20 protein-coding genes are annotated in these 20815 nt (G+C 61.4%); 11 read left to right on the forward strand and 9 right to left on the reverse strand.

Translation table 11 applies throughout. The annotated features are described in order from the left end of the window. Window positions 1-150: 150 nt before the first annotated feature. Together CAF80_RS11395 and CAF80_RS11400 are read left to right on the forward strand one after the other, a co-directional pair. Window positions 151-702 carry a disulfide bond formation protein B gene (locus CAF80_RS11395; protein WP_039765294.1) on the forward strand — a complete coding sequence of 184 codons (552 nt, stop codon included), beginning with the start codon at window positions 151-153 and terminating at the stop codon, window positions 700-702. 185 nt (window positions 703-887) lie between these two features. Next, window positions 888-1346 (forward strand): Rsd/AlgQ family anti-sigma factor, encoded by a 459-nt coding sequence (locus tag CAF80_RS11400; protein ID WP_007951863.1) that lies wholly within the window; start codon window positions 888-890, stop codon window positions 1344-1346. A gap of 60 nt (window positions 1347-1406) precedes the next feature. Here CAF80_RS11400 and CAF80_RS11405 read toward each other — a convergent pair whose 3' ends face one another. After that, the gene (locus CAF80_RS11405) at window positions 1407-2072 is read right to left on the reverse strand and encodes an FKBP-type peptidyl-prolyl cis-trans isomerase (RefSeq protein WP_064600324.1); all 666 of its coding nucleotides are present in this window, start codon (window positions 2070-2072) and stop codon (window positions 1407-1409) included. A gap of 192 nt (window positions 2073-2264) precedes the next feature. On the opposite strand from CAF80_RS11405, the gene CAF80_RS11415 reads away from it, so the two are divergent. Beyond that, window positions 2265-3446 carry an AlgP family protein gene (locus CAF80_RS11415; RefSeq protein ID WP_085667356.1) on the forward strand — a complete coding sequence of 394 codons (1182 nt, stop codon included), beginning with the start codon at window positions 2265-2267 and terminating at the stop codon, window positions 3444-3446. Here the strand turns inward: CAF80_RS11415 and CAF80_RS11420 are convergent. After that, window positions 3443-3904 (reverse strand): TIGR02444 family protein, encoded by a 462-nt coding sequence (locus tag CAF80_RS11420; protein WP_085667357.1) that lies wholly within the window; start codon window positions 3902-3904, stop codon window positions 3443-3445. The genes CAF80_RS11415 and CAF80_RS11420 overlap by 4 nt on opposite strands. A gap of 50 nt (window positions 3905-3954) precedes the next feature. Between CAF80_RS11420 and CAF80_RS11425 the strand changes: the two genes are divergently transcribed. The 3 genes from CAF80_RS11425 (at window position 3955) to CAF80_RS11435 (ending at window position 7194) form a co-directional block, all read left to right on the forward strand. After that, entirely contained in the window at window positions 3955-5865 is a 1911-nt protein-coding gene (locus tag CAF80_RS11425) for an ATP-binding cassette domain-containing protein (protein ID WP_074690037.1), read from the forward strand. Then, the gene (locus tag CAF80_RS11430; protein ID WP_011336505.1) at window positions 5865-6446 is read left to right on the forward strand and encodes a mechanosensitive ion channel family protein; all 582 of its coding nucleotides are present in this window, start codon (window positions 5865-5867) and stop codon (window positions 6444-6446) included. Before CAF80_RS11425 ends, CAF80_RS11430 begins: the two co-directional genes overlap by 1 nt. Window positions 6447-6561: 115 nt before the next feature. Continuing rightward, window positions 6562-7194, forward strand: a complete 633-nt coding sequence (locus CAF80_RS11435; protein ID WP_064600316.1) for a LysE family transporter — start codon at window positions 6562-6564, stop codon at window positions 7192-7194. 60 nt (window positions 7195-7254) lie between these two features. Here CAF80_RS11435 and CAF80_RS11440 read toward each other — a convergent pair whose 3' ends face one another. The 5 genes from CAF80_RS11440 to CAF80_RS11460 form a co-directional block, all read right to left on the reverse strand. Further along, a complete protein-coding gene (locus CAF80_RS11440) occupies window positions 7255-7998 on the reverse strand; it encodes a penicillin-binding protein activator LpoB (RefSeq protein ID WP_074690039.1) in 744 nt (247 codons plus the stop codon). A gap of 3 nt (window positions 7999-8001) precedes the next feature. Beyond that, window positions 8002-8589: a penicillin-binding protein activator LpoB gene (gene lpoB / locus CAF80_RS11445; RefSeq protein WP_007951848.1), complete on the reverse strand. Its 588-nt coding sequence runs from the start codon at window positions 8587-8589 to the stop codon at window positions 8002-8004. Between the two features lie 36 nt (window positions 8590-8625). Next, window positions 8626-9000 (reverse strand): YcfL family protein, encoded by a 375-nt coding sequence (locus tag CAF80_RS11450; protein ID WP_011336502.1) that lies wholly within the window; start codon window positions 8998-9000, stop codon window positions 8626-8628. 15 nt (window positions 9001-9015) lie between these two features. Then, the gene (locus tag CAF80_RS11455; protein ID WP_074690041.1) at window positions 9016-10410 is read right to left on the reverse strand and encodes a COG3014 family protein; all 1395 of its coding nucleotides are present in this window, start codon (window positions 10408-10410) and stop codon (window positions 9016-9018) included. Window positions 10411-10613: 203 nt separating this feature from the next. Further along, the gene (locus CAF80_RS11460; RefSeq protein ID WP_074690043.1) at window positions 10614-11987 is read right to left on the reverse strand and encodes a COG3014 family protein; all 1374 of its coding nucleotides are present in this window, start codon (window positions 11985-11987) and stop codon (window positions 10614-10616) included. A gap of 151 nt (window positions 11988-12138) precedes the next feature. Here CAF80_RS11460 and CAF80_RS11465 point away from each other — a divergent pair, with 151 nt between their 5' ends. Further along, complete coding sequence (locus CAF80_RS11465) at window positions 12139-14034, forward strand: FTR1 family protein (protein WP_074690045.1); 1896 nt, start codon at window positions 12139-12141, stop codon at window positions 14032-14034. Between the two features lie 4 nt (window positions 14035-14038). Further along, complete coding sequence (locus tag CAF80_RS11470; protein ID WP_039765442.1) at window positions 14039-14494, forward strand: YaiI/YqxD family protein; 456 nt, start codon at window positions 14039-14041, stop codon at window positions 14492-14494. Between the two features lie 154 nt (window positions 14495-14648). Here CAF80_RS11470 and elbB read toward each other — a convergent pair whose 3' ends face one another. Continuing rightward, entirely contained in the window at window positions 14649-15317 is a 669-nt protein-coding gene (gene elbB / locus CAF80_RS11475) for an isoprenoid biosynthesis glyoxalase ElbB (RefSeq protein ID WP_039765316.1), read from the reverse strand. A gap of 115 nt (window positions 15318-15432) precedes the next feature. On the opposite strand from elbB, the gene CAF80_RS11480 reads away from it, so the two are divergent. Continuing rightward, a complete protein-coding gene (locus tag CAF80_RS11480; protein WP_074690047.1) occupies window positions 15433-16668 on the forward strand; it encodes a sterol desaturase family protein in 1236 nt (411 codons plus the stop codon). Here the strand turns inward: CAF80_RS11480 and CAF80_RS11485 are convergent. Beyond that, window positions 16649-17305, reverse strand: coding sequence for a DedA family protein (locus tag CAF80_RS11485; RefSeq protein ID WP_039765319.1), 657 nt, complete (start codon window positions 17303-17305; stop codon window positions 16649-16651). The genes CAF80_RS11480 and CAF80_RS11485 overlap by 20 nt on opposite strands. A 208-nt stretch (window positions 17306-17513) precedes the next feature. Between CAF80_RS11485 and hemB the strand changes: the two genes are divergently transcribed. Beyond that, the gene (gene hemB / locus CAF80_RS11490; RefSeq protein WP_007951836.1) at window positions 17514-18527 is read left to right on the forward strand and encodes a porphobilinogen synthase; all 1014 of its coding nucleotides are present in this window, start codon (window positions 17514-17516) and stop codon (window positions 18525-18527) included. 18 nt (window positions 18528-18545) lie between these two features. Then, window positions 18546-20771: a polyphosphate kinase 1 gene (gene ppk1, locus CAF80_RS11495; RefSeq protein WP_039765322.1), complete on the forward strand. Its 2226-nt coding sequence runs from the start codon at window positions 18546-18548 to the stop codon at window positions 20769-20771. Window positions 20772-20815 lie beyond the last annotated feature (44 nt).

The following is a 20815-nucleotide window of genomic DNA, read 5'->3' on the forward strand; positions in this document are numbered from 1 at the left end:
AGCAAAATCCTACAGTGGGCTACACCGAATCCTTCGGTGCCTGTCGGGATTTCCCTACACTTCTGATGAAGTGTCGCCAGTGACCTGCCTTGAAAGCCCGAGGCGCTTTCCTCTACCGTAACTGCCTGTCTTTATTGTTACGGATAAGCCATGTCGTTGGCCTGCTCACGCTCCCTGTTTTTTATGGCTTTCACTGCGGGGATTCTGGCCCTGGGAGCTTCTTATTACCTCGAATACGCGGTCGGTCTGGTGCCCTGCAGCCTATGTCTGGTCCAGCGTCTGTTCATGTGTGTGCTCACCATGTTTTGTGGTGTGGCGGCGGTCCATGGGCCGCAGCGTGTCGGTCTGTCGCTGTACTGGATGATGGCGTTGCTGACCAGTCTTGGCGGGATGACGGCGGCCTGGCGACAAGTGCTGTTGCAAAGTGATTCCCTGCAAAGGCTGGCGCATTGCGGGCCAGGGCCGGAGGAAATGTTCAGCAGCCTGCCGTGGTTATGCGCACTGATGCGTATGTTCAACGACACTGCCGATTGCACGGAGTTGTCCTGGACACTGTTCGATTTGAGCATTCCGGAGTGGAGCCTGCTGTTCTTCGTGGGGATGTCGATCCTTGCCGCTTACCAGTTGCTGCGACAGGTCTGGATGGCTTTACAGCGACCACTTAGCGGCCAACCGTCGCACCCGGCGCTGGTCAGGGATTAAACACTTGTATGAACTTTCTCTCCTGCGTACCTTGAAGCCATAGGCGTGCGGGCATAATCTGGCCCGCACGTGTCATTGGAATTGTGTTGCTCGATGACGCTCTGCCTGGCCGCCTCTCAAAGCAATATTCACAAGAAGAGGCGCGGGTGTAGGGCAGCATGACCCACAAGGGAAGAGAGATCACCATGCTCGAAAGTTGTCAGAATGCTCAGGAACGTTGGGGTGGAGTTCATCTGCTGATCGACCGCTGGCTGCAGGAGCGTGAGGAATTGATCGCTGCCTATGACAAGCTGGGCGCCAAACCTCAGGCGCTGTCCGAGGATCGAAAGCCTTTGCAGGAATTCTGCGGTGTGCTGGTCGATTACGTCTCGGCCGGGCACTTCGAGATCTACGAACAGCTGACGGGCGAGGCCAAGGCCTTCAACGACAAACGCGGCCTGGAACTGGCCGAGACGATCTATCCGCGGATCGATGTCATCACCGAAAAACTGCTCGCGTTCAACGACCTTTGCGATGAAGGCAAATGCGTTGCGGAGAAATTCAAGGAGCTGGGCGGCCTGCTTCACGAGCGCTTCGAACTGGAAGACTGCCTGATCGAAGTGCTGCATACCGCACACAAGGAAGAGGATTCGGTTCAGGCCTGAACCGAACCTCGCAAGACACAGAAACGGTGCGCCCCAAACGCACCGTTTTTTATTGGGCGATCAACTGGTCGCGCCGCGCAATTCCACTTCGAACACCAGCGGTGTGAACGGCGCGATCAAGTCGCCTGCACCGTCGGCGCCATAAGCCTGATCCGATGGAATCACCAGACGCCACTTCGCGCCGACCGGCATGTTCTGCAGCGCGGTGCGCCAGCCGGCGATCACGCTGTCGAGATTGAACCACTGCGGCTGGCTGTTCTGATCGAACACGGTGCCGTCCGGCAGTCGGCCGATGTACAGCACCTGCACTTTTCCATCCGGGCCGGCCTTCGTGCCATTCCCCGGCGCAAGCTCGGTCAGCAGGATGCCGTCGGCCAGCTCCTTCACACCCGGTTTGGCTTTTTCGGTGGTGAGAAAGCGTCGCTCGTTTTCCATCGCGGCTTCAGTCGAAGGCATCGCCGCCTGCTCGGCCGTCTGCGATTCGTGATCGGCGAGGATCTGCTCGATGCGAGCCTCGCTCAGTGCCAGCGGCTTGCCTTGATAGGCCTGCTGCAGGCCTTCGATCAACGCCTGGATCTGGAGCTGCGGTACTTCCTGACGCAGTCGTTCGCCGAGGCTGGCGCCGAGGCTGTAAGCCAGATCGTGGGCGTCATTCGCCGTCGTTTTTTCGTCGGCCTGAGCCACGGAAAAAATCATGCAGAGGGATAAAAAAAAGTAGCGCGACATGGGCACTCTCCATCCTGAATTGCGGTGGATTATGCCAGCGCGAACGTCTGCAACGGTGAACTGCTTTTGCCAATGCGCAGAAGTTTTTTGCAAGCCTGCAACCGAGTGCTTTCGATACTGTCAACATGCCCTAGCGGCGGTAGCAGCAGAGGTCTAGTATGAGCCGCACTCACGTCAGCCAGGAGGTAAACCATGTCGGCCACCAAGAAGCCTGTAAACACTCCGTTGCATTTACTCCAACAACTCTCGGGCAGCTTGCTCGAGCATCTGGAAAACGCTTGCTCCCAAGCCTTGGCTGATGCTGAAAAACTGCTCGCCAAACTGGAAAAGCAACGCGGCAAGGCGCAAGAAAAACTGCATAAGTCCCGCACCAAACTGCAGGACGCAGCAGCAGCCGGTAAAGCCAAGGCGCAGACCAAGGCCAAGGCTGCCGTGAAGGAACTCGAAGACCTGCTCGATGCGCTGAAGGAACGTCAGTCCGACACCCGCAGCTACATTCTGCAACTCAAGCGCGATGCCCAGGAAAGCCTGAAACTGGCCCAGGGTGTCGGTCGTGTTCAAGAAGCCGTAGGCAAGGCGCTGTCCCTGCGTTCGGCCAAACCTGCAGCGGTACCTGCGAAAAAAGCAGCCGCCAAGCCTGCTGCAAAAGCACCGGCCAAAGCGCCTGCGAAAGCCCCTGCAAAAGCGCCAGTGAAAGCCGCTGCAAAACCAGCCGCGAAGAAACCCGCAGCCGCCAGCGCTGCCAAACCTGCGGCCAAAACCACAGCGGCCAAACCGGCTGCTGCAAAACCAGCCGCCAAACCTGCGGCGAGAACCGCTGCTGCGAAAGCGGCTCCAGCGAGAACTGCCGCTGCGAAACCTGCTGCCAAAGCAGCCGCCAAGCCGGCAGCAAAACCAGCCGTTAAAGCCGCCGCTAAACCAGCCGCCAAAACTGCTGCTGCCAAGCCTGCGGCGAAAACCGCTGCCAAACCGGTTGCTGCCAAACCTGCTGCCAAAGCGGCGGCGAAACCAGCGGCCAAGCCTGTGGCAAAAGCTGCGGCCAAACCCGCTGCAAAACCAGCGGCCAAACCGGCTGCTGCAGCGAAGCCTGCAACCACCGCAGCCAAGCCAGCGACCGCTGCTAAACCGGCCGCCAAGCCAGCCGCGAAACCCGCTGCAAAACCAGCAGTGAAAAAACCTGCCGCTGCCAAGCCGGCTGCCGCGAAACCCGCTGCAGCAAAACCGACCGCTGGTCCTGCTGCCAAACCTGCCGCACCGGCAACTCAGGCTGCGACCGCTGCACCTGCACCCGCCGCCACTACCTCGACCACCGCAACCACGCCATCGTCGGCGCCGGTGTCGAGCGTCGCCAGCAACCCGTCCAGCGCTTCCTAAGCGCCGGTCGCCGCGACGCGCAGCACTTGCAGCGCGTCGCGGTTCAGGTTGGCCGCAGGGCCGGCCAGCACTTCCAGCCAGTCACTCGATTCCTTTGAATGACGCTTCCAGCCTTGCGCGGCGCCTTCAAGTCGTGACAGCAGCGCACGCTCCGCCTCCAGTTCCAATCCCTTGATCTGCTCACGCATCCCCTTGAGCACCGGATCGGTGTCGGCCAGGGTTTTCCACTGCATGCGCAATGCGCGTAACGGCTGGACCACTTCCCGATCCCAAGGCTCTGTCATTTCCAGAAGCTGCCGGGCGCGTGCCTCGTCATAGGTCACATCGCGTTGTTCCAGCCATAAACCGCACAACATCAGGCACACGTTGGCCCCCGCCGATTGCAGGCGCAGGCAGGCATCCTCCACGCCGGGACGGGCGTAGACGGCAAGGGCAAAGCTCCACAGGTCAGAGGACATCGTGCTACTCGCGCCAGTTGCGGGGGAAGCTGGTAGACTCCGCCGCCATTATGATCCGACTTCAGAACCTGACTTTACAGCGTGGCCCGCAACGTCTGCTAGAAGACGCCGAGCTGACCCTGCACGCCGGCCACAAAGCCGGCCTCATCGGTGCCAACGGCGCCGGCAAATCCAGCCTGTTCGCCTTGCTCCGCGGTGAGTTGCACCCGGACTCGGGCGACTGCCTGCTGCCGGCCGACTGGCGTATCGCCCACATGCGCCAGGAGGTCGACACGCTCGAGCGTCTGGCGGTCGACTATGTACTCGACGGTGACCTGCGCCTGCGCGAAGTGCAGCGTGAGCTCGCAGCGGCCGAAGAGGCCCACGACGGCACTGCGCTGGCCCGCCTACATGCCGAGCTCGACAGCGCCGACGGCTACACCGCCGATGCGCGTGCACGCAAGTTGCTCGCCGGTCTTGGTTTCACCAACGAGCAGATGGATCGTCAGGTAGGAGATTTCTCCGGTGGCTGGCGGATGCGTCTGAACCTTGCGCAGGCTTTGATGTGCCCATCGGACCTGTTGCTGCTCGACGAGCCGACCAACCACTTGGACCTCGACGCCATCATCTGGCTCGAAGAGTGGCTGAAAAGTTACCCCGGCACCTTGCTGCTGATTTCCCACGACCGGGATTTCCTCGATGAAGTGGTCGATCACGTGGCCCACGTCGATCAGCGCAAGCTGACGCTCTACCGTGGCGGCTACACCGCGTTCGAACGCGCCCGTGCCGAGCGTCTGGCCCAGCAGCAACAGGCCTACGAGAAGCAGCAGGCGCAGCGTGCGCACATGGAAAGCTACATCGCCCGGTTCAAGGCCCAGGCCACCAAGGCCCGTCAGGCCCAGAGCCGGATAAAGGCGCTGGAGCGCATGGAAGAGTTGTCGGCGGCCCACGTCGATTCGCCGTTCGATTTCGTTTTCCGCGAGTCGACCAAGATCTCCAGCCCGCTGATCGACCTGTCCGATGCGCGCCTGGGTTACGGCGAGAAAACCGTGCTGGAGAAGGTCAAGCTGCAACTGACCCCCGGCGCGCGGATCGGCTTGCTCGGCCCCAACGGCGCGGGCAAGTCGACCCTGATCAAGAACCTTGCCGGCGAACTCGAACCACTGGCCGGGCGCCTGACTCGCGGTGAGAACACTGTGGTTGGTTACTTCGCCCAGCATCAGCTCGACTCGCTGGATTCCAAGGCCAGCCCGTTGCTGCACTTGCAGCGTCTGGCGCCAACCGAACGCGAGCAGACCCTGCGCGATTTCCTTGGTGGTTTCGACTTCCGTGGCGCACGCATCGATGAGCCGGTGCTGAATTTCTCCGGTGGCGAAAAGGCCCGTCTGGCCCTGGCGTTGATCGCCTGGGAACGGCCGAACCTGTTGCTGCTCGACGAACCGACCAACCACCTCGATCTGGAAATGCGCCTGGCGCTGACCATGGCGTTGCAGGAATTCAGCGGCGCGGTGCTGGTGGTTTCCCACGATCGGCATTTGCTCAAGAGCACCACCGACAACTTCTTCCTGGTCGCGGACGGCAAGGTCGAGGAGTTCGATGGCGACCTCGAGGACTACGCCCGTTGGCTGGTGGAATACCGTCAGCGCAACGCCCCGGTCAGCAACACACCGGTCAACCCGGACAAGACCGACAAGAAGGCCCAGCGTCAGGCCGCCGCTGCGTTGCGTCAGCAACTGGCGCCGCACAAGCGCGAAGCCGACAAGCTCGAAGCCGAGCTCGGCAAGCTGCACGAGAAACTGGCGAAGGTCGATGCCAGCCTCGGCGACAGCGACCTCTACGAGCCGGCGCGCAAGAACGAACTGCGTGACCTGCTGGCCGAACAGGCCAAGCTGAAAGTCCGCGAAGGCGAGCTTGAAGAAGCGTGGATGGAAGCTCTGGAGACGCTGGAAAGCATGCAGGCGGAGCTGGAGGCGTTGTCTTGATGGAAGCTTTCAAACTTCCATTGCCGGCAATGTGGGTCGAGCCGATCTGGCTCGGCGTGCAGATTCTGCTGATCCTGCTGGCCGGCTACTTCGCCCAGCGCGTCGTCGCCCGATTCCTGACTCGCCTGGGCGAGAAGTATCCGTTCCCGCCGCAGTTGCTGATGCCGCTGCGCGGCGGTCTGCGCTGGCTGATCATGGGCAGTGCGCTGATCTTTGTGCTGGAGCGTCTCGGGGTGTCGGCCACGGTGCTCTGGACCGCGTTGTCGGGCTTCGTCGCGGTGGCGGCGGTGGCGTTCTTCGCCATGTGGAGCGTGCTGTCGAACCTGCTCTGCGCGATTCTGATCTTCACCGTGGGCCCGTTCCGTTTGGGCGACGTGGTCGAGTTGGTGGACACCACTGACAAGCCCGGCGTCAAAGGCCGGGTGGTGGCGATCAATCTGCTCTACACCACGCTGATCGAAGCCGAAGAGCTCGGCACCGGCAGCGCCATGGTGCAGGTGCCCAACAGCCTGTTCTTCCAGCGTTCGGTGCGCCGCTGGCGGGGCACTGATGTGTTCCCTTCCAGCGGTTTCGAAAAGTGATCGGACGCCGGCCACATTGGTCGGCGGTCGCAACATCCTGCAAAAAATCGGTAGTCATCCAGCCAATTCCGCATTAGCTTTGAGGATTGTCACGAGTCCGAAGTCGAGGTGTGCGATGGAGCTTCAAACATGGCTGGCGTTTTTTGCCGCCTGCTGGGTGATCAGTCTTTCTCCGGGTGCCGGCGCCATTGCGTCGATGTCCAGCGGTCTGCAATACGGTTTCTGGCGCGGTTACTGGAATGCCCTGGGCCTGCAGATCGGACTGGCTGTGCAGATTGCCATCGTCGGCGCCGGGGTCGGCGCGATCCTCACCGCTTCCGCCACTGCGTTTCACGCGATCAAATGGTTCGGTGTCGCGTATCTGGTTTATCTGGCAATCAAGCAGTGGCGCGCACTGCCGATGGACATGAGTGACGACGCGGCGGTCCGGCCGATCGGCAAGCCGCTGGCGCTGGTGTTCCGTGGTTTTCTGGTGAACATCAGCAACCCCAAGGCCCTGGTGTTCATGCTCGCGGTGCTGCCGCAGTTCATCAATCCGCATGCGCCGCTGCTGATCCAGTACGTGGTGATCGGCGTGACCATGATCGCGGTCGACCTGATCGTCATGGCCGGCTACACCGGTCTGGCGTCGAAGGTGTTGCGCCTGTTGCGTACACCGACCCAGCAGCGACGCATGAACCGCACGTTTGCCGGGCTGTTCATTGGCGCTGCGGCGTTCATGGCGACGTTGCGCAAAGCGGCCGCATAAAGCGTGCAGCCACAAAAAAGGCGACCTGAGAAGGTCGCCTTTTTCGTTTCCGGCAGTCGGTCAGTGAAGAATCACTGGCGCCGTATCGCGCGGCAGATTGTTACGCGGCTGCGGTTCGCGCGGCTGCTCGTAACCGCCACCGCCGAGCTGCATGCTCAGTTGTCCGGCCACGTCTTCGCCCAGTGCCTTCGAGACGTCACGCACCACCCGTGGGCGGTTGAGCGAGATCTTGATGTCGCGGTGATTCACCAGTTTGGTGTCCTGTGCCTCACCCATCGCCGTGAAGGCTGAGGTGATTTCGTAGGTCTTGGTGTTGATCAGGCTGAAATCGGCCACCAGCGTCAGACCTAGCACGGCGGAATAGCTGTCGGTGTTCGCCAGCTCGTTTACGTCCTGAGTGAAGTCGATGTCCGACACGGTGCCGAACAGCACGTAGTCGGCACCCTTGAAGTTGCCGGCCTTGATCCGCTTGATCACGTCGTAGACGTCACCCTTGGACGACGCCGTGTACGGCGTGCCCTGCACCAGCTGGAACATGCCGGTACGCAGGATTTCACCCTTGATGTCGCCGGTGAACTTGCGCAGCTCGGTCTGTTCGATGTAGCTGGTGGTGGCTTCGAGTTCGTTGTAGCTCGAAGAACCGCTGGAACTGTAGTAGCCCTCGCGGTAATTGTTCTGGGCCGAAACGATGTGGATGTATTGCTCCACACGCTCCTGATACGCCAGATCCGTCACCGCGACTTTCGGGGCCGCCTGCACGTTGAACGCGCAAGCCAGGGCCATCATGCCAATCCATGTGCGCATCGATTAACGCTCCGTGGTTTTGCGGATCTCTTTTTCGTCCATCCACTCGGCCAGACCGCTTTCAACGTCGATCAGTTGCAGGCTGAATTTGTAGAAGACGTCCTTGTAGTCGCTGCTGCGCTTGACGATCGAGCTGATCGAACCTTCAAGACGGTATTTGGCGGCGATCATGTTGCCGGTCTTGGCCACGGTGCTTTTCTTGTACAGGCCGCTCTGGTTTTGCAGCTTGAGCTGGTCGACCTGGCTCTGCATCGCGGTGTTGTCGCTGGCGAAACGGGCGGTGCCGGACTTCATCAGCTGGGTCTTGATGCTGGTGGTGATTTCGCGGGTGTCGATGTATTCGCTGGTCTTGTTCTTCACGTCGTAGACCTGCACCACAGGGCGACCCTGCAGAATGCCGGACTGGGCCAGGGAACGGGTCATCGACTCGGCGATCATCTGCAGGTCGGTCGAACCGAACTCGTTGGTCACGGTTTCAACGGCCTTGGTGTCGCCGTAGCTGATGTTCTTGCTGCCCAGGGTCGGCGAAGTGTTGGCGCAACCGCTGGCCAGCAGGGCGAGGACGGCGATGAAGGAAAAGCGTGCAAACATGGGAGTGCTCTCTGAATCGGGAATAGGGTGTCGGGCTTAAGGCGTCTTGAGTTCCAGACGGAAGTCCACGGCTTTTGGCGTCGGGGCGATGCCCTGGATGAAGCTGGTCTGGGCGCCGTACATCATCTGGCTCTTCCAGACTTCTTCTTCGGCGATCGGGAAACCTTCCGGCCCGAGCCAGGCGAAGCGGTAGTAGAACGTCTTGTTGCTGTTGAGGGTGTTGCTCAACTGCACGTTGACGGTCATGAAGCCGTTTTCGCGGGCCACGCGCATCGCGCCGACCACGATGTGTTTCTGCGGGCCCATGGCCACGACCTTGCTCGCGGCACTGCCCGGCTCCGGTGGTGGCGGGGTGGCGCAGCCGCTCGCCAAAAGGGCGAGGGCGGCGACGGCGATGAGTTTGAAGCGCATGCAAAGACTCCGTTCTTAAGGTTGTTTGAGGCTGGCCACGGCGGTGGCGCCAGCGCTCGGGGTGACGTGGGCGGCGAGGCCGGCAGCGAACACCTGATTGCCGACGGCGCGCAGGGTGATCACCTGATAACGCTGATCGACGGTGACCTTGACCTGAGAGCCACCGACGGCGCTCGGCAGAGTGACCAGGTGCTCACCTTTCTTCAAGCGCAGACGTACAACCTGAGTCATGTCCGGCAGGGTACGCCACGTACGGGTATCGGCACCTTCGAGCACAGCTGAAGAAATACCTACGGCCAGACCCGCCAGCGGGTTGGTTTCGTTGATTTTCTTCTGCGCCACACCTTTGGTGATCGCGCGCACGGTGGTGCGCAGGATGATCCCCGGCATGTCATCGCGCAGGGCGCGGCGGGACATGGCGGTGGTACTGTTCAGCGCGGTCAGGTCGACCTGTTGGCCATCGACACCGATCTGCGCGAACGTCGCGGTGGAGGTGTCGGGCTTGATGATCGGGAACGACAGCGGAGTAATCACTACGTTGTTGTAGATTGGCAGCGGCAACGGCACGCGGATCGAATCGCGGGCCGGCGCCAGACCGCTTTGCACCACGATCAGGATGTCGCTGTCATCGCTTTTGACCGGTTTGTCGAGGTTGACCAACGCCTGCTCCAGCAGTGGCGTGTTCGGGCGCAGTTCGGCAGCCTTGCGATAGCCCGGCGCAGCGAGGTCTTTTTCGCCCAGAGCTTCATAGACGAAACCGGCCAGGTAATGGCTGAACGCACTCTGGTAGCTGTTTTTCAGGCCGACCACTTCCGGCGCGTCAAGGCTGGCGACCGGGTAACCCTGCAAGTCCTTGTACTCGGTCTTGATGCCTTCTTTCTCGGCTTCCTCTTCGCTCTTGAGGTATTCCTTGTCGCGCAGGTCGGCGATCACCGCTTCACGCTCGTGCGTCTTCTTGATCGCGGTGCGGGCGCCGTCGAAATCGTTGACCGCCAGCAGGTTCAGGGCCATCTGCGTAGTCAGCATGACTTTTTCGTAGTCGTAGCCTTCGTAGCGGCGCACCTTGTCGTTGACCAGGAAACTGCCGAACTGGGCCAGGTACTTGTCGGTGTCGAGCTTGACCGAATCTTCCCACTTGCCCACCACCTGGTCGGCGCTGGTCCAGGCATTCTGGCTGCCGGAAAGATCGCCCTTGGCACGCAGCAATTCACCCTTCTCGAAGTAATAGAGCAGGTCCTTGTCCGGGCCGGTGTTGTTTTTTTCCAGCAGGGTCAGGGCGGCCTCGACGTTGCCGGTGGCCAGTTGCTGGTTGGTCTGGGCCAGTTCGGAATCGTAGTTGCGAAACGCCGAACAGCCGGACAGCAGGGTGACAGCGCTGAGCGCGATCAGAGTGGGAGCGCGGAATGCCATGGGGTTACTTCTTCCATGAGTAGCGACAGCCTCGGGTGCGGGTCGGGCTGCTGGGACCGATCGACAGTGGCACTGGCCTCCTGCCAATTCCTCATAAAAAGAGGAGCTTTAATGCCTCAACGCGATAGCGCGGGCGCGGCATTATAAGCGGGCGATGCTGGCTATGTAATAGCTTTTTAATTGCACTGGTTAGCTGGGTGCCATTACTTATCCGGCAGTCTGGCATTGCCGATTACGTTGGCGATATCTCTCAAAACTCGCAGGTTGACCAACTGGTGATCGCGGTCGATGCGCAGGGTGACCGATGACGCTCCGGGTGCATTGGGCGCATTGAATTGATGATCGCCTTTCTTCAGCCGGATGCGTGCCACCAATGTCTTGTCGGGGAGCGTGCGCCAGGTTCGGGTATCGGCCTCCTCAAAGGGGTCGTGCTCGGTGACGACCAGCGAGGCCTTGGCCGGATTGCGTTCGTTTTCCTGGGCCTGGGAAATGGCGGCCATATTGGCGCGGAACATTGCCCGGGAAATGATCGCCGGCATGTCATCGCGCAGCGTACGAAACGCCATGTCGGTGACGCTGTTGATCACGGTCAGCGGGCGTTTGCGGCCATCCACCAGGATGTGGTCGAACGCTGGTGTGACGGTGTCCGGCACCAGGATGGGAAACGAGATCGGTGCGGTAATGACCAGACTTTCATTGAGCCGCACCGGGATCGGCACCGTTACCGAGCTGCGGGCCGGCGCCAGACCGCTCTGGACGACGATCAGAACATCGCTTTCATCATCCTTGGCCGGCGGCTGGTCGAGATTGCGCAACGCCTGTTCGAGGAAGGGGATATTCGGGCGCAACTCGATTGCCTGGCGATAACCCGGTGCGGCCAGATCCCGTTCACCCAGCGCTTCATAGGTGAACCCGGCCAGGTAATGGCTGAAAGCACTCTGGTAGCCGTTCTTCAGTTCGATAACCGCTGGCGCGTCCAGGGTGGTGACGGGATAGCCCTGCAGATCCTTGTATTGCACGACGATGCCCTGAGCTTTGGCCTGTTCCTCGAGTTCTTCATACTGGCGCTCCCGCCGGCGGGCGATCAGTGCTTCACGTTCGTGGGTCTTCTTGATGTCTGCCCGGGCGCCGTCGAAATCGCTTTCGCCCAATTGGTTGAGGGCCATCTGTGTGGTCAGCATGACTTTTTCGTAGTCATAGCCTTCGTAGCGGCTGAGCTTGTCGTTGACCAGCAGGGTGCCCATTTCATAGGCAAACCGGTTGAGCAGCTTCATGGGCGCGGAAGGTACGGCCTCTTCGCGTTGAAACACCATCCGGTCGGCGCTGCGCCAGGCTTTCTGGCTCTGGGGGCGTGCGTTGGCGAAGCTGAGGATCGAGCCCTTTTCGAAGTAATACAGCAGATCCTTTTCTTCCCAGGGGTTGTTCCATTCCAGCAGGTCCAGGGCACCCTGATAGTCGCCGAGCATCAGCCGGTCGTTGGTTTGCTGCATTTCCAGGTCGTAATTGCGGTAAGCCGCGCAGCCGCTCAGTTGCAGGATCGTGCTGATTAATACCGGGAGTAGCAGGCATTGGCGCATGGAGTGCAGCTCTTCCTGGAGCAGAGAGGCGAAAGGTGAAGGATTATAGGGGTGGGCAGTGGCCATGTGCCGGGTATTGGAGAGAAAGCTTGAGGGAATCGCGCTCGAAGTGAACAATATGTAACTTCGCATTTCCATTTGAGACTCATTCATGACTGCCGCGTCCCGATTTCTGGCCTGGCTGGTGTTCCCGCTGTGCGCCCTGAGCAGCTTCAATCTGCTGGCCGACACCGTGGAAGGCGCGCCGCAAGCGTTGCACCTGCTTGATTACATCAGCGCCGATTACCCGCCGACGGTAGCGGCAGGCAAGGTCATCGACGATGGCGAATACCGCGAGCAACTGGAATTCACCCAGGTGCTGCAAGGGCTGATCGCCGACCTGCCGGCCAAACCGGAGAAAGCGGCGCTGGAACAGGGCGTCAGCGCCTTGCACGCCGCGATCACGGCGAAACAGGACGGTGCGGACGTCGCCCGTCAGGCTCGGCAACTGGGGGCGAAACTGGCGGTGGCTTATGAAGTCAGCCAGGCCCCGATCATCACCCCCGACCCGACCCGCGGTGCGCCGCTCTACGCGCAGAACTGCTCGGTGTGCCATGGCGACACCGGTGCCGGCGACGGCCCGGCGGGTCTCGGCATGACGCCGGCGCCGGCCAATCTGCGCGACGCCGCGCGGATGGATCGCCTGAGCCTGTACGCGATCTACAGCACTCTCGGCCAGGGCGTCGAAGGCACTGACATGCCAGCCTTTGCCGATCAACTGGACGACCGTCAGCGCTGGGATCTGGCGACCTATATCGCGCAGTTCAGCGCCGATCCGGCCACGGCCAAATCCGACAAGACCTACAACATTGCTGATCTGGCCCGCCAGACCCCGGCCGAGGTGCAGGCTGCCGAGGGCGCTGAAGCCGCCGCGATCTTCCGTGCGCAACGGGCGCAGCCGCCGCAGGTCAAGCGCGGCCCGGCGCAGTTGCTCGACTACACCGCCGCGACCCTGGACAAGAGCCTGGCGGCGTACCGTGCCGGTGAACACGATCAGGCTTACGACCTGTCGGTGGCGGCGTATCTGGAAGGCTTCGAACTGGTCGAAAGCTCGCTGGACAACGTCGACGCCAACGTGCGCAAGGACACCGAAAAGTCCCTGATGGCCTATCGGCAATCGCTGCAGGACGGCTTGCCGGTGGAGCAGGCCGAACAGCGTCTCGATGCGGCCAAGGCCAAACTCAAGGAGTCTGCCGGCCTGTTGGGCAGCGATGGATTGAGCTGGTCGCTGAGCTACATCTCCGGTCTGCTGATTCTGCTGCGCGAAGGTCTGGAAGCGATTCTGGTGCTGGCGGCGATCCTCGCGTTCTTGCGCAACACCGGCCAGCAATCGGCGGTGCGCAGCGTCAACGTCGGCTGGGGTCTGGCATTGCTGGCCGGTCTCGGGACCTGGGCGCTGGCGGCGTACGTGATCGATGTCAGCGGCTCCCAGCGTGAACTGCTGGAAGGCGCCACGGCGCTGTTTGCCAGCGTCATGGTGTTGTGGCTCGGGGTGTGGATGCACGACCGTCGGCACGCGGCAGCCTGGCAGGACTACATCAAGCAGAGTCTGGTTGGCGGAGGCGGGCGTTTCGGTTTCGCGATCCTGGCGTTCTTCTCGGTATACCGCGAACTGTTCGAAGTGATCCTGTTCTACGAAACCCTGTGGCTGCAGGCCGGTCCCGCCGGGCATAACGCGGTACTTGCTGGTGGTGCGACGGCGCTGGTGCTGCTGTTCGGTCTGGCGTGGGTGATCCTGCGCGGTTCGGCGAAACTGCCGCTGGCGCTGTTCTTCAGCATCAACGCAGCGCTGCTCTGCGCGTTGTCGGTGGTGTTCGCCGGCCACGGCGTGAAGGCGTTGCAGGAAGCCGGGATCTTTGGCACCCGGCCGGTGGCGTTCTTCGATTTCGACTGGCTGGGCATTCATGCCGATGCCTATTCGCTGACGGCGCAGGCCGTGGCGATTGCGGCGATCATCGTGCTGTATGGCCGCAGTTGGTTGGCTGAAAAGCGCCGAGTGGCGGCTTGAGATGATGCGCGTATGGATCGATGCCGACGCCTGCCCGAAGATGGCCAAGGAGCTGGTGGTGAAGTTCGCCCTCAAGCGTCGCTTCGAAGTGGTGCTGGTGGCGGGGCAGCCGCAGAGCAAACCGGCGCTGGCGATCGTCAAGCTGATCGTGGTGCCGAGCGGCCCGGATGCGGCGGATGATTATCTGGTGGAGCATGCGGTGCCGGGTGAACTGGTGATCTGCAGCGACATTCCACTGGCCGACCGGCTGGTGAAGAAGGGCGTTGCAGCGCTGGACCCGCGCGGCAAGGAGTTCGACGCGCAGAACATGGGTGAGCGGCTGGCGACACGCAACCTGTTCACCGACCTGCGTGAGCAAGGCCAGGTCACTGGCGGCCCGGCGCCGTTCGGTGACCGCGAGAAGCAGGCGTTCGCCAATGCGCTGGACCGGATCCTCACCAGGCTCGCCCGCAAAACCTGAACATTGATCGTTCCCACGTCGAGGCGTCGAACCGTCTGCGTGGGAATGCCTCTCGGGACGCTCCGCGTCCCAGCCTCACCACCGATGCAAAGCAGACGCGGAGCGTCCAAGGCTGCATTCCCACGCGGAGCGTGGGAACGATCACGGTCTCAGGTCAGGCGTCGTTTTCGTGAGTCAGCTCTAGCACCCGATCCACCAGTTTGTTGATCCCTGAAGCCGCCTCGCTGATCGTCTGCGCCAGCATGTACGCCGGAGTGGTCACCAGTTTGCGCGCCTTGTCTTCAATGATGTCGGTCACCGCGCAGTCTTCGTGGTTGGCGCCCATCTTGTTCATGGCGGCGGCGGTGTTGGCGTCGTTGCCGATGGTGCAGGTCACGCCGGGGCCGTAGATTTTCGCGGCCAGCGCCGGCGAAATGCAGATCAGGCCCACCGGTTTGCCCGCTTCGGCAAAGGCTTCGGCCAGCGCCAGCACTTGCGGCTGCACGGTGCAGCCGGCGCCTTCGATGGCGAAGTTCGACAGGTTCTTCGCCGCACCGAAACCGCCTGGCACGATCAGCGCATCGAAGTCCTCGACATCGGCCTCACGCAGATCCTTGACGTTGCCCCGGGCGATGCGAGCCGATTCCACCAGTACGTTGCGCGACTCGGGCATTTCTTCACCGGTCAGGTGATTGATCACATGCAATTGCGCGATGTTCGGGGCGAAGCACTGCACCTGGGCGCCGCGCTGGTCGAGGCGCAACAGGGTAATGACGCTTTCGTAGATCTCGGCGCCGTCGTAAACGCCGCAACCGGACAGGATCACTGCAACTTTTTTGCTCATGGGTTTCTCTCCAGATTCATGGCGCTAAATGTCCTCTAATTTGTCGTTCGTTGCCATAGGATCAAGCCGCGGCTACACCTAGGATCTGAGCTACAGATTCCGACCAGGGCGCGTCATGAACTTCATCCTGTATGCGGTACCGTTTTTCTTCGTGTTGATTGCGGCGGAGCTCATCGCCGACCGCTGGCGCGGGGTGAGCAACTATCGCCTGGCCGATGCGGTGAACAGCATCAGCACCGGGGTGTTGTCGACCACCACCGGCCTGTTGACCAAGGGCGTGGGCCTGGTGACCTATGCGTTTGCCCTGGAGCATCTGGCGCTGGTCAGGTTGCCTGCGGACAGCGTCTGGGTCTGGGTGTTTGCCTTTGTCTTCTATGACTTCTGCTATTACTGGCTGCATCGCATGGGCCATGAACGGAACATTCTCTGGGCGGCGCATTCGGTGCATCACCAGAGCGAGGACTACAACCTTTCCACGGCCTTGCGCCAGACCAGCACCGGGTTCCTGCTGAGCTGGATCTTCTACCTGCCGATGGCCGTGCTCGGGGTGCCGCTGCTGGTGTTCGTCAGCGTTGCGGCGCTGAATCTGCTGTATCAGTTCTGGGTCCATACCCGGCACATTCCCAAGCTCGGCTGGTTCGAGTGGTGCTTCGTCACGCCGTCCAATCATCGGGCCCACCATGCACAGAACGCTCTCTACATGGATCGCAACTACGGCGGGGTGTTCATTATTTGGGACCGACTGTTCGGCTCGTTCCAGGAGGAGGACGACAACGAGCCGGTGATTTTCGGCGTGACCACACCGCTGGGGAGCTGGAATCCGTTGTGGGCCAACCTGCAGTTCTACGCCCAACTGTGGGACGACGCGCGCCGGGCCGAGCGTACGTGGGACAAGATCCGGATCTGGTTCATGCGCACCGGCTGGCGTCCGGCGGACGTTGCGGCGAAGTACCCGATGAACAAGCCGGACCTGAGTCAGTTCCGCAAATTCGAAGTGCCGCTGGACAGCCGTCAGCAGTGGTACGTGGGGTTGCAGTTCGGCGTGTATGTGGCGCTGGGCAGTTATCTGATGAATCTGGAACACAGTCTGCCCACCGGAGCATTGCTGCTCGGCTGGGGCGCGGTGGCGTTCGGTTTGTTCGTGTTGGGCGCGGCCCTGGAGAATCGCCCGTGGGCGGCGAAGCTTGAAGTGTTGCGGCTGGCATTGAACCTGCCGCTGGTGTGGCTGGCGCCGCTGGTCGGACTCTGGCCGGCCAGCCCGGGGATATGGGTCGGCCTGCTCAGTTACAGCCTGCTCAGCGGCATCGGGCTGTATGGCTGTCGCCAGCGACTTACTCGGCTGGCGTCTTAGGATCGGCGGTGTTGGTCATTTCGGCTTTGTGCCGTTCGGCCTTGGCCAGCAGCTCGGCCTGTTCTTCCTCGTAAACCTTTTTCGCCAGCCGGGCATTCTTGAACCGGCGGCGCAGCCATAGGCCCAGGCCGAGCACCAGCAGCGCGCCCAGCACCCACAACTCATACTTCTTGATGCTGCCGAGCATGCCTTCGAGCACGGCGCCGAAATGGTAAGCAGCGGCGGCCAGGGCGGTGGCCCAGATCGCGGCGCCGATACCGTTGAGTAGCAGATAACGTCCCGGCGGATAGCCCGAGAGGCCGATTGCCACCGGCATCACCGTGCGCAGGCCGTACACGAAGCGAAAGCTCAAGACCCAGATGTCCGGGTGCTTGCGGATGTGTTCCAGCGCGCGGTCGCCCATCATCTGCCAGCGCGGCTTGCGCGCCAGCAGCTTGCGCCCGTGCTTGCGGCCCAGGAAGTACCACAGCTGATCGCCGGCATAGCTGCCGAAGAACGCCACGACCACCACCAGTTTGATGTCCATGTATTCACGGAACGCGAGGAAGCCCGCGAGCACCAGGATGGTTTCGCCTTCGAAAAACGTCCCGAGAAACAGGGCAAAGTAGCCGAAGTCATGCAGAAATTGTTGGAGCATTGTCTGGGTGCTGGCGAAATGAACGCGCAGCCTAACCCTTCGGACACATTCAGGAAAGTGTCGAAATGTGTCTCGACGTGAACATTTCCTACACGGACAATGGAAAGCGACTACCTGTCGCAGGGGTGCACATAACTGTCATACGACCGTCATAATGGCCATCTATAACTGTCACGCTCGCCCGTTTGCGCGGGCTCAGGAGTCTGCCGTGAGCTTTACCCCAGCCAACCGTCTGTTCCCTGCCACCCGCCTGCGTCGCAATCGCCGTGATGATTTTTCCCGGCGGCTGGTACGTGAGAATGTGCTGACGGTCGATGACCTGATCCTGCCGGTGTTCGTGCTCGATGGTGAAAACCGCCGCGAAGCCGTGGCCTCGATGCCGGGTGTCGAGCGCCTGACCATCGACCTGCTGCTTGAAGAAGCCGCCAAATGGGTCGAACTGGGGATTCCGGCGCTGGCACTGTTTCCGGTTACCCCGCCCGAACTCAAATCCCTCGATGCCGCCGAAGCGTGGAATCCCGAAGGTATCGCCCAGCGCGCCACTCGCGCCCTGCGTGACCGATTCCCCGAGCTGGGCGTGATCACCGACGTCGCCCTCGACCCGTTCACCACTCACGGTCAGGACGGCATTCTCGATGAAGAAGGCTATGTGCAGAACGACATCACCGTCGATGCACTGGTCAAGCAAGCCTTGTCCCATGCTGCTGCGGGCGCCCAGGTGGTTGCCCCGTCGGACATGATGGACGGCCGCATCCAGGCCATCCGCGAAGCGCTGGAGCTGGCCGGTCACGTCAATGTGCGGATCATGGCCTACTCGGCCAAGTACGCCAGTGCCTATTACGGCCCGTTCCGCGATGCGGTGGGTTCGGCCGCGAACCTGGGCAAGGCGAACAAGGCCTCCTATCAGATGGACCCGGCCAACAGCGACGAAGCGCTGCACGAAGTGGGTGCGGACTTGTCTGAAGGCGCGGACATGGTCATGGTCAAACCCGGCATGCCGTACCTGGACATTTTGTTCCGGGTAAAAGATGCCTTCAAAGTGCCGACCTTCGTCTATCAGGTCAGCGGCGAATACGCCATGCACATGGCGGCGATCCAGAATGGCTGGTTGAGCGAAGGCGTGATCCTCGAATCCCTGACCGCCTTTAAACGTGCCGGCGCTGATGGCATCCTGACTTACTTTGCTGTCCGTGCCGCTCAATTGTTACGAGAGCAGAAATAGCCCTCCCAGGAACATTCGATGAATACCGAAGGACTCACTGAAGTTGCCGTAAAAGAAGCTCAACCCGTGGTCGAGCAGATTACCGAAACCCCGCCGGAACTGGAGCCTGCGCCACCCGCGCCGGCAACCGAGCCTGCCGCGGCGGTTCCGGCGATCGCGATTCCCGGCCTGGATGACAGCAGCCTGTACATCCACCGTGAATTGTCGCAACTGCAGTTCAACATCCGCGTGCTGGAACAGGCGCTGGACGAGTCCTACCCGTTGCTGGAGCGGCTGAAGTTCCTGCTGATCTTCTCCAGCAACCTCGACGAATTCTTCGAAATCCGCGTCGCCGGCCTCAAGAAGCAGATCACCTTCGCCCGTGAACAGGCCGGCGCCGACGGCCTGCAACCGCACCAGGCCCTGGCCCGGATCAGCGAGCTGGTGCACGGTCACGTAGATCGCCAGTACGCGATCCTCAACGACATCCTGCTCCCGGAGCTGGAAAAGCATCAGGTGCGTTTCATCCGTCGTCGCCACTGGACGACCAAGATCAAAACTTGGGTCCGCCGCTATTTCCGCGACGAGATCGCGCCGATCATCACTCCGATCGGCCTCGACCCGACGCACCCGTTCCCGTTGCTGGTGAACAAAAGCCTGAACTTCATCGTCGAGCTCGAAGGTATCGACGCCTTCGGTCGCGACTCCGGTCTGGCGATCATCCCGGCGCCGCGTCTGCTGCCGCGGATCATCAAGGTGCCGGAAGAAGTCGGCGGCCCTGGCGACAACTATGTGTTCCTGTCGTCGATGATCCACGCCCACGCCGATGACCTGTTCCAGGGCATGAAGGTTAAAGGCTGCTACCAGTTCCGTCTGACTCGAAACGCCGACCTGGCGCTCGACTCCGAAGACGTCGAAGACCTGGCCCGCGCCCTGCGTGGCGAGTTGTTCTCCCGCCGTTACGGTGATGCCGTGCGCCTGGAAGTCGCCGACACCTGCCCGAAACACCTGTCGGACTACCTGCTCAAGCAGTTCAACCTGAGCGAGACCGAGCTGTATCAGGTCAACGGTCCGGTAAACCTGACGCGTCTGTTCAGCATCACCGGTCTGGACAGCCATCCTGAGCTGCAATACACGCCGTTCACGCCGCAGATCCCGAAACTGCTGCAGAACAGCGAAAACATTTTCAGCGTGATCAGCAAGCAGGACATCCTGCTGCTGCACCCGTTCGAGTCGTTCACCCCGGTGGTCGACCTGCTGCGCCAGGCCGCCAAGGACCCGCACGTCCTCGCCGTGCGCCAGACCCTGTACCGCTCCGGCGCCAACTCGGAAATCGTCGATGCGCTGGTGGACGCCGCGCGTAATGGCAAGGAAGTGACGGCGGTCATCGAGCTGCGTGCGCGCTTCGACGAAGAATCCAACCTGCAACTGGCCAGCCGCCTGCAAGCGGCGGGCGCGGTGGTGATCTACGGCGTGGTCGGCTTCAAGACCCACGCCAAGATGATGCTGATCCTGCGCCGCGAGCAGGGAGAGATCGTGCGTTACGCGCACCTCGGCACCGGTAACTACCACGCCGGCAACGCCCGCCTGTACACCGACTACAGCCTGCTGACTTCCGACGACGCCTTGTGCGAAGACGTCGGCAAACTGTTCAGCCAATTGATCGGCATGGGCAAGACGCTGCGCATGAAGAAGCTGCTGCATGCGCCGTTCACCCTGAAGAAGGGCATGCTCGACATGATTACCCGCGAGACGCAATTTGCGCTCGACGGCAAGCCGGCGCACATCATCGCCAAGTTCAACTCGCTGACCGATCCGAAGATCATCCGCGCGCTGTACAAGGCCAGCCAGTCCGGCGTGCGCATCGATCTGGTGGTGCGCGGCATGTGCTGTCTGCGTCCGGGCATCGCCGGGGTTTCGCACAACATTCACGTGCGCTCGATCATCGGTCGCTTCCTTGAGCACACCCGGGTGTTCTACTTCCTCAACGGTGGCGAGGAGCAGATGTTCCTCTCCAGCGCCGACTGGATGGAGCGCAACCTCGACAAGCGCGTCGAGACCTGCTTCCCGGTGGAAGGCAAGAAGTTGCTGACCCGGGTCAAGAAAGAGCTGGAGCTTTACCTGACCGACAACACCCACAGCTGGAGCCTGCAATCGGACGGTCGCTATATCCGCAACACGCCGACCGGCAACCAGAACCCGCGCAGTGCGCAGGCGACTTTGCTGGAGCGGTTGGGCAGCCCGATTCTGCCGGTGAGCAGCTGACCGCAGGTTTCATAGCTATAAAAAAGGCGATCCATCCGGATCGC

Source organism: Pseudomonas sp. B34(2017) (assembly GCF_002112915.1).
Lineage (GTDB): Bacteria > Pseudomonadota > Gammaproteobacteria > Pseudomonadales > Pseudomonadaceae > Aquipseudomonas > Aquipseudomonas pharyngis.